This window comes from Bradyrhizobium sp. Mp27 (assembly GCF_029953005.1).
Classification (GTDB): domain Bacteria; phylum Pseudomonadota; class Alphaproteobacteria; order Rhizobiales; family Xanthobacteraceae; genus Bradyrhizobium; species Bradyrhizobium barranii.
In genome coordinates, this window is the sequence record NZ_JASAUS010000231.1 from 1 (window position 1) to 8,229 (window position 8,229).

The following is an 8,229-nucleotide window of genomic DNA, read 5'->3' on the forward strand; positions in this document are numbered from 1 at the left end:
TCGTTAACCACGAGGTCATCCCTAAGCCGGTTGAGTTGTCGGCCGAAGCGCTGCAAGGCTCCGAAAGCCTTGCTCACGATCCCGCGAAATCGTTGCTCACGATCGTCTGAACTCTCTGCTCACGATCCCCTGAAATCCGCGCTCACGATCCCGCGAAACGCGCACACCGCGGATGTGATGCGGCTCTCGACCCGGTCGCGTTGTTGCGCGATATCCGCGGCGCGCAGGAACGCCTCGCCGCGCTTGCGGATACCCAGCCAATCGTCAATCCTGCTGCGGCATCGCAATCGATTGATCTCTTTCTGGCAAGTCTACGAACCGCCTGGAAGGACGGAGCTATGCGACCGACGGATCGGCCAATCGTGAAAGCGAAGAGAGGCCCGCGCCGTCCCGACCCGCTCAATGATGTGCCAGGTGCCAGCGGAGGAGGCCGGGCGCTCCGAAACCCCCGCCATCTCCGCATGGCTGACCTATTTTATTTAACGCCCCGCGAACGAAGCGCACTCATGGCTCAGCCAGTTTCCTCAGAATCTTTGACGTATGCCGATAACGTTGGCATTGTTGCCCTCTTTGAGGCCACCGAGTGTTCCAAAGGCCCCCGAGCGGTGCTGAATGCGATAGACGAGTTCGGTGTTCGGCAGGCTTGCCAAACCAAACGCAAGCTCGAAACCCAAATAGAAAAGCAGCCTTGCGCTTCCCTGATGGACAAGTTGGTGTTCGCCCTCCTGTCCGATCGGATTAGATATTGCACTTAGTCCAAAGACGAACCCAGGTGAGATCCGAACGGCATCGAACAGCTTGAGGCCCTCATGCCGAAAGCTGACGCCCGCCCACAGCTCCGCAGAATGCATCACCCTGTCAGCGTACGTGACGGTATCGCAGCAGACTTTGTAATGCCCGAATCTGTCGGCGAGGCCGACTTCGGCACCCAAGAGCAACCCGCTGTTGAATTGAAAGAAGTCCCGCTGATAGGCTCCGCCCACGATGTAGTTGTCGTAGGTGAGTTCCGAAGACGGCACGCCAATGCCAAATTTAAAGGTATCTCCTAGATTTCCCGAGTTCGTCCTTCCACCAAACAGAAAAACGGACTGCTTGAGAGCGGGCTGCGTGGCTAGTTTGAACGGTGTGAGCAGATAAGCGCTGTAGTCCTCGGCAGATAATTGTTGTGCGAGCGCCGAGCCAGTGACATGCGCGCTGTCGGCCATGCTTTCCGTGGAAACAAATCCCATCGCAAGAAAGCTCAGGGCATGCAGCGTCGAACGCGCGTGAGATCCTGTTCCGTGACAATGCGCACCGCGCGCGGCGAATTTCGGAGGTTGCTGCACTGTTCGGCCGGTTAGTCTATCGAGATTACAGATGTAGACGGCCCCCCACTTGCCAGGATTGTAGCAGACTTCTGACCAGATCGCTTGCTATCAGATGTCCGGCCTGTTTGCGCGGACAAAGTCCGCTGGCCGAGATGATGTTCGCTACGCACGCTCCAAGCACATGGGCGACACTCGTGGTGCCAGTGTAATCTTCGGAAGCTCGCGCGTATCGACCGATCGGTCCTTCCATCTACTGCGTCCTGCAAGTTCGTGGGCAATCCGCCGAGCAACCTCGCTCGCGGTCCGATTTCAGATCAAGTCGGCATGGCTGCTACCGGCTGGTTGTACACGCCGCCCGATATCATCAAGCGCCAAGCGATGCGGGCACACTTGTTGGCCAACGCCACCGCAACCAACTTCGGCGGCTTTCGCTCCAGCAGTGAGGCGAGCCATGGTGTGGGCTTATGACGACCCTTGTGGATATGCCTCAGCAGCGCGGTGGCACCGACAATCAACGTCGATCGCAGTACAGAATCTCCAACCTTTGTGATGCCGCCGAGTCTTTGCCGGCCGCCAGTTGAATGATCCTTGGGTGTCAGTCCGAGCCATGCCGCAAAGTCGCGACCCGATCTGAACGTCTCGGGCGGCGGTGCCTTCATGCTGAGCATCGACGACCCAATCGGACCGATGCCGGGAATTGTCGCAATACGCCTGCAGATGTCGTCCTCGCGATGCCACTTCATCAGCTTGGCCTCGATCTTCGCCAGGCGGGCTTCAACCGCGGCATACTCGTCCGCCTGAAAGCGGAAGAGATCCCGCGCCATTTCCGGCAGGCTATCGTCTTCCAGCACACGTTTGATGAGTGCGGCTACGTTCTGCCGGCCGGCGGGGCCGACGATACCAAACTCAGCGGCATAGCTTCTGAAAGCATTGGAGAGCTGAGACTTCACGCTGACCAGGCGTTCTCGCACGGTCATCAACATGCAAGCCGCTTGCCGTTCCTTCGATTTCACCGGTACGAACCGCATGCTGGGCCGGGTGACCGCCTCGCACAGCGCCTCGGCGTCGGCCGCGTCGTTCTTGCCGCGTTTCACGTAGGCCTTCACATACTGAGGTGGGATTAGCTTTACCTCGTGTCCAAACGATTGCAGCAGGCGCCCCCAATGGTGCGAGCTGCCGCAGGACTCTATGGCGACGAGAACTGGCGGAAGCCGCTCGAAGTAGCGGATCATCTCGGCTCGCCGAAACTGGCGCCGAACGACCACTACCTCATTCTCATCAACACCGTGAAGCTGGAACACCGACTTCGAAGTATCCATGCCGATACGAACGGGAATATTCATTAGACTTTCCTCTCATCTTCCGTGACGCCGAGAGCGCCATCAAACCGTGGGGATGAGAGGCCGTCCACACCAGCACATGAGTTTCTATGCATTGCCTCCAACCCTGCTCTCACACCGCAAGATGGCGTGTATCAAAATGGCAACATGGGCGTGTCCATTTCAGTGAAAGCCCATGACTCCTTTTCGCTATTTCTCCTTCGAGTGGGCGCGTCCTGGCTGAGCGGAATCTGGCTCTTGCGCATCATCAAGCCACGTCGAGACTCGGCTTGCCGAAATGAGTTGCTTCGGCACATAGGGATTGATGGTGCCAGCGTAGACGGCAAGTCCTTCGCTGACCTTTTGCCGCGCAAACTCCTTGGCCTCCATTTCTGTGTCAAAGGTACTCGTCACGCGAGGGCTTCGCCTTCTAGGCAGAATCCCCCGTTTCTGTGCCTCAAAGGTTACGTACCAAGTCCGCGCCATCCATTTTCCAATGAGAATGCTTACCGACTTCATGCACGATTGCCCGACGCGGAGGGCATCAATAGTCAAGCGCGCGCAAACCATCGCGAGGTATCGAAGGTGCGGCGGCTACACCGCGTGTTGGCGAACCAGATTCCGATGGGGTAGTAGTCTAAAACGTCTTCATTCGAAGAGTGTTGATCGAAGTCAAACTCACGCTCGTGAGAGCTGGGATTATTTTTTCACCCAAGATTAAGGAGGCAAGTGAACGATCAGTCTGGAATGATTTCGCGCCGCAGAGCATTTTCACTGCTTGGACTAACCGCTGCGTTGACCCTTGTTGGTCTGAGCGGAATTTCGATATCATCTGTCGAGTCTCATGCGAGGCGTTGGAAGGCAATGGGCTTTGGCAAGGCCGTGCTGCCATGGAATTGGAGTGCCCATGTCCGGTCTGTCGCGCCGACTCAAGCAGCTTGACGAGGAATTGCTCGCCCTCGGCGAGGAAACGATGCTGCTCGAAGAGCTTGACGGCTTTATCGCCGGTTTGCTGGCCTGCCCGGAGCAGATCACGTCCAGCGATTGGCTTCCAGTCGTGTGGCATGAGGACAGTACGGACCAGCCGGTCTTCGAGAATCTCGACCATACTGTTCGCCGTCAGCGCATCTGAGACAAATTGAAGGATTTGCGGAGGGAGGATTTCTGGTTCATCGTAGCCACCAGGAGCGCAGATGAAGCAGAAATCCGGACTGGGCAAAGCGCCGGCAGACCAAGTGCTAAAGGACATTCGGCGCCAGACGCGCCGGCAGTATTCGGCGGAAGAGAAGATCCGTATCCGTGCTGGAAGGACTGCGGGGGGAGGAGAATATCTCCGAGCTCTGCCGGCGCGAGGGCATTGCCGCCTCGATGTATTACGACTGGTCCAAGGAGTTCCTCGAGGCCGACAAGCACAGAGTTCAGGCTCGGTACCGTTCTCTGCGCGCGCAAGAGCGTATTGCTTAAATGGATTTCCGGCCAGGAAAGCCGAGTTGTGGGTTCGATAGGGTAGAACTCCGCTCATAAGGGAAGCGGCGTGGCCGTGAGGGTCCGCGCGACGCGAGCCAGATATTTTCTTGCCTCCCCGTCCTCCGAGAGCCCCCTAAAGAACGACGCATTCCAACTGTTCTCTCCTGAGGTCAAAATGCTCGTTCTCAGTGAGCGGGCGACCTCTTTGCGGGCGCGACCGGGCGATACCGGAGCAGTGCCCCCAACCTCATCCCTCAGATACTGAGGGTAAGTTGCCCAAAGGTTATCGGCGTTACGATCGAACTGAGTCCCGAGAACATGGCGCAGATGAAATGTCACGAGCTCACTATGGTTTGCGCTCAAGCCAGGTAAGGGGGCCGCCTCAAATTGTGCTGCCTCATAGGGTGGAATAATGCGCGTCAGCCACAACGGCTCCCCCGCCAGCGTGTCAAAGTATGGATGGATGAACCTTTCATTCGGGGTTGCGCCTCGAAATGTGCGGCCTTTCTTACCCGAGTTACAGTGAGAGCAGGCTGGCACTAGATTTGCGGCCATCAGCGAAAACTCCGGAAACTCTTCTTTAGGAAGATAGTGATCCACCGTTCCGGTTACGGAGGAACCGCACATTGGACAGCTCTTCAACTGCATCCGGCGGATCATTACAATCCGTTGCGAGCTTGATTGCGACTCGTAAAGAGCCGTTTGCTGATCGCTGACGTCAGGGACGAAGGCCGTTGGGGCGATGTACCACGGATTGCCGTTATGGCTGCGATACCCCGCGTAGGCTGCTTGCCATAAAGCGTAATGGGGTGGCCACGGCTGCCGATCGCAGAGCTTCTTCAAATGAGCGTCGTCGTTTGCCGCCAACGGCGCGTCTATCTTTATCATTATGAACGGCTTCGAATGAGGCGCGCGACGTAGGAAAGCGTCTCACTGTTCATCTGGTTGCCGAACTGTTCAATAATCGCTTCGATCGAGATACCGGGGCCGAGCGAATCAAGCCAGGTTTGCAGGGTCTCCTGATATTGGTGCGATATGCTTGTGTCCGCGAAGACGAACTGGGAAATACTGTCGATACTCGCCCCAAATGTTTGAAGCCGGGGCTTGTCGATAGCAATCTTGCGATCTTCCAATGAGAAGATACGCACCCTTTGGCTGGGCACCTCGCGAACCACGTAGGCGGAATGGGTTACGATAATCGCGACGGACTGTGTCGCGGCCACAATCGTGTTCAAGATACCCATGAACTCAGAGACAAAACTCGGATGAAGATGCGTTTCCGGCTCGTCGAACAGAAACAAACACCCGCGCTCAGCTGAGCCAGCGGCCTGTGCCGCAAAACGCAGCATCGCCAATTCGCCACTGCTCAATTCACGCACCCCCGGCCCGATTCCAAAGAGCACCGGCTGCTGTTGAAGGTCGATAGCTTGCGCCAACAGTATGCGGCGCTTTTCATTTAAGTTCTTCGCATCAGCGAGCCGATAATAAAGACGATCGCCGCGCTGATGAGTAAAAAGGTCGTAGGGCTCGTTTGAGGATTTGAGAGGGAGATAAACAGATGGTGCAAACCCCAGCGAATCTAGCGCCTTGTCAAGCAAAGCCATGCGCCCAGTCCGGGCGAACATAGAGCCGCCGCTAGGCGTAAAGGCAATCTTGCCATCGTCCCGCAAGCAGTCGGTGATAGCCGACGTAAGCGCGTTCTCCTCACCCGGTGGACTCAGGATCATCGAAAAGTATTGATAGTCCACCCCTAACCACGGTGGAATGGATCGCGGATACACATCCGATGCTACCGAGGAAAAGACAAAGACACGATTGAAGGAAGCTGGTGGACTAATGCTAACCGGATGGCTCTGGGGATCGGCGTCGTGACCGGCCCGCATCGCGGCGATGAAGTTTAGCAGCAACTGCGTTTTGCCGGTCCCGTTCCTTCCGATCAGGACCGTTATTCGATTGCGGGAAAGCGTATCGGGATCAAAATCAAAATCCACGACGTAGGGATTGTCTGCCGATGGCAGATGCGCCGTCACAACGAAACTCGTTGCCGCATCCTCGACATCGACTATCGGCTGCGGTCGCAAATACTTTGCTCCGCGACGATAGGCTACATATGTGGATTCGGTCCGCAGCGCGCCGTAGGAAAACGTTTCCGATTCCAGGAGCGCGACCCTTGCGGGGTCTGTCCTTTCGAAGCGCAACACCACAGCGTCGCCCAAGTAGCGCAGTGCCGTAACCGCCCGCTCGAAACCGAGAAGACTAACGATTTCGCGGTATAGATCTAGACTTCCCAGCACTGAGCAATAGGGAAGACGGGCTTCGGCAAGAGGTGCCCAGGCTCTCTCGCCGAGCAACTCAGCGATCGCATGTTCGGTTCGGTCTTTCCCCTCGAACATGAAGCGTATGTCGAGGGACTTAGCCTCTCTGGCGGAAGTCATCACGAGCAGGATCGCGCCGAAATGATGACCGAAGTTATTCCAGTCCGTATGGACGGGCAGAATCGCTAGCGCCGGTCTATCATAAAAAGCGGCGATTGCGGCTTCCGCGTTTCGCGCCACAACGATCGGGATCGGGGCATTTGCGGGAAACTGTTCGGCCATGATTTTGTAAGGAAAGCCGCGATGTTGCAGGCGCTGTTAATTGGTAGGGGAAAGTAGATTTCTAATCAATAGCTTATGCGAACCGTTGATCCACACTGCTGTGGCAACAGGAAATGCGGATGAGCGGCGGCAGTTCATTTTCAAGCACGCCAATGGCGATAAATGACTGCTCATTCACGGTCGAAGACGCGCTGCGTGTAGAGTGCCGCGGCTCCTGAAACCTTCGAATAAGCCTTAGGGCAACCTGGACCATACAAGGCCTTGTACGGGTCGATGTGAGCCGCCTTGGCGAGACTGTAGAACCGTCTTTCATAAAATAGTCTGCCGAGAAGCCATACCGTTCGCAGGCGGAGCGATCCCTCAGCCGACAGTTCGCCATCGCCGCCGTCCTTGATGTCAATGTGAAGGAATGCACCCTCCAAATCGTCCATGTTCGGAAGAGGTGTTTCCACGAAATCGGGCAGCGTTTCTTGGTCCCACGTGTGCGCGATCTTGTTCCGATAGCCTCGAAGCTTATCCAGGGCCATCAAAACGTCGGAGTGAACCATATCGAACGCAAAGGCGAATTGGATGCGTGCAAACAGGTTCGATATCGGTCCAAAGCGTCCCAACATGCTGCTTTTCCCGCCCGGGATATTGTCGGGGAGAAACTGCTTGAACATCTTCTCCAGTTCAGTGTCGGCAAAGGCGCAGGCAATAACGGGAATGAAACGAATGTCCTCGCGCGCAAGCTGGCTCATGGCGCGCTGCAAATCCGAAACGTCGAACGGGATCGCATCAACTTCAGCCGCAAACTGCTCTTGCCGCTCCGTCTCGTAGGTGCGGAGCGCTCTCATATACGGCGCGTTTTCATCTGGTTCGGACATAGCAGTTATTTCGGGTACGGCAGTGGCTTCTGAAAGGGCGGACGCTCCCTCATGGATGACCATGAGACATTATCGCGGAGTGGTTTGGCGTGATCGTCGATTGCCCACAAGACGGTTTCGTAGAACGAGATGTCGGCCCCGGGGTGGATAGCTACACTCTCCAAAACCTCCGCTGGGTCGAAAGGAAATCGAAAGCCGAATTCGCCTTTATCTAACTTTGGGTTCGGAGTGTCATCCCGGAAAATCGCCCGCGCCTCCTTCTCAAAGTCAAAAAAGGGACGCTTCAATATCGCCACGTCATCCAAGGTTAGAGTGCGGCCCAACGCCTTTGGTTCGGCGTAACGAACCTTTCGAAGAGCGACATTACCAAAATGCGCTTCAAGTCTGCCCACCGTGGTTTGAATCGCTACCCCTTCTTTATCCCCGCAAAACACCCGCCATAACGCGTGAGATTCATGCTCTGAGGCGCACCAGCAACTGATGAAGGTCGTTCGTCGCCAGTGTCCATAGACCTTTGCTGCGTGCTCGTCTGCGGTCTCGCGATGCTCCTGCCCAATCGGTGTGAGAGCTGGCCCCGCAAATTCGGACAGTAGCTTGAGTGGATTTTCTGCCTGACAGCGGCGAGGATTCTTGCTGCGAATCAGGAGCGAAGATGACGAAGAAGAGCCGCCGG

8 protein-coding genes and 2 pseudogenes are annotated in these 8,229 nt (G+C 56.3%); 3 read left to right on the plus strand and 7 right to left on the minus strand.

Translation table 11 applies throughout. The annotated features are described in order from the left end of the window. Window positions 1-182: 182 nt before the first annotated feature. Window positions 183-401, plus strand: a pseudogene (locus QJT78_RS46190) (ISNCY family transposase); the annotation flags it as partial. A 123-nt stretch (window positions 402-524) separates the two neighbouring features. On the opposite strand, the gene QJT78_RS46195 reads toward QJT78_RS46190, so the two are convergent. The 3 genes from QJT78_RS46195 to QJT78_RS46205 all read right to left on the minus strand — a co-directional run bounded on the left by QJT78_RS46195 (window position 525) and on the right by QJT78_RS46205 (window position 3,016). Beyond that, window positions 525-1,205: a hypothetical protein gene (locus QJT78_RS46195; protein ID WP_038945836.1), complete on the minus strand. Its 681-nt coding sequence runs from the start codon at window positions 1,203-1,205 to the stop codon at window positions 525-527. A gap of 416 nt (window positions 1,206-1,621) precedes the next feature. Next, the gene (locus QJT78_RS46200; protein ID WP_038954027.1) at window positions 1,622-2,650 is read right to left on the minus strand and encodes an IS110 family transposase; all 1,029 of its coding nucleotides are present in this window, start codon (window positions 2,648-2,650) and stop codon (window positions 1,622-1,624) included. A gap of 186 nt (window positions 2,651-2,836) precedes the next feature. Then, entirely contained in the window at window positions 2,837-3,016 is a 180-nt protein-coding gene (locus tag QJT78_RS46205) for a hypothetical protein (RefSeq protein WP_240537870.1), read from the minus strand. A gap of 517 nt (window positions 3,017-3,533) precedes the next feature. Between QJT78_RS46205 and QJT78_RS46210 the strand changes: the two genes are divergently transcribed. Continuing rightward, complete coding sequence (locus tag QJT78_RS46210; RefSeq protein WP_038954026.1) at window positions 3,534-3,758, plus strand: UPF0149 family protein; 225 nt, start codon at window positions 3,534-3,536, stop codon at window positions 3,756-3,758. Between the two features lie 61 nt (window positions 3,759-3,819). Further along, window positions 3,820-4,045, plus strand: a pseudogene (locus QJT78_RS46215) (transposase); the annotation flags it as partial. 99 nt (window positions 4,046-4,144) lie between these two features. Here QJT78_RS46215 and QJT78_RS46220 read toward each other — a convergent pair. The 4 genes from QJT78_RS46220 to QJT78_RS46235 all read right to left on the minus strand — a co-directional run. Continuing rightward, window positions 4,145-4,981, minus strand: coding sequence for an HNH endonuclease signature motif containing protein (locus tag QJT78_RS46220; RefSeq protein ID WP_281460664.1), 837 nt, complete (start codon window positions 4,979-4,981; stop codon window positions 4,145-4,147). Then, complete coding sequence (locus tag QJT78_RS46225; RefSeq protein ID WP_281460665.1) at window positions 4,981-6,690, minus strand: AAA family ATPase; 1,710 nt, start codon at window positions 6,688-6,690, stop codon at window positions 4,981-4,983. The genes QJT78_RS46220 and QJT78_RS46225 overlap by 1 nt, the downstream gene beginning before the upstream one ends. A 170-nt stretch (window positions 6,691-6,860) precedes the next feature. Further along, a complete protein-coding gene (locus QJT78_RS46230; RefSeq protein WP_028153925.1) occupies window positions 6,861-7,556 on the minus strand; it encodes a hypothetical protein in 696 nt (231 codons plus the stop codon). A gap of 5 nt (window positions 7,557-7,561) precedes the next feature. Next, a partial coding sequence (locus QJT78_RS46235; RefSeq protein ID WP_281460666.1) for a hypothetical protein occupies window positions 7,562-8,229 on the minus strand: 668 nt, incomplete at its 5' end.

Bases quoted from the DNA above. Each gene is read 5' to 3' on its own strand.
- QJT78_RS46195 (WP_038945836.1), bottom strand. From the start codon at position 1,205: ATGGCCGACAGCGCGCATGTCACTGGCTCGGCGCTCGCACAACAATTA.
- QJT78_RS46205 (WP_240537870.1), bottom strand. From the start codon at position 3,016: ATGGAGGCCAAGGAGTTTGCGCGGCAAAAGGTCAGCGAAGGACTTGCC.
- QJT78_RS46210 (WP_038954026.1), top strand. From the start codon at position 3,534: ATGTCCGGTCTGTCGCGCCGACTCAAGCAGCTTGACGAGGAATTGCTC.
- QJT78_RS46220 (WP_281460664.1), bottom strand. From the start codon at position 4,981: ATGATAAAGATAGACGCGCCGTTGGCGGCAAACGACGACGCTCATTTG.
- QJT78_RS46225 (WP_281460665.1), bottom strand. From the start codon at position 6,690: ATGGCCGAACAGTTTCCCGCAAATGCCCCGATCCCGATCGTTGTGGCG.
- QJT78_RS46230 (WP_028153925.1), bottom strand. From the start codon at position 7,556: ATGTCCGAACCAGATGAAAACGCGCCGTATATGAGAGCGCTCCGCACC.
- QJT78_RS46200 (WP_038954027.1), bottom strand. From the start codon at position 2,650: ATGAATATTCCCGTTCGTATCGGCATGGATACTTCGAAGTCGGTGTTC.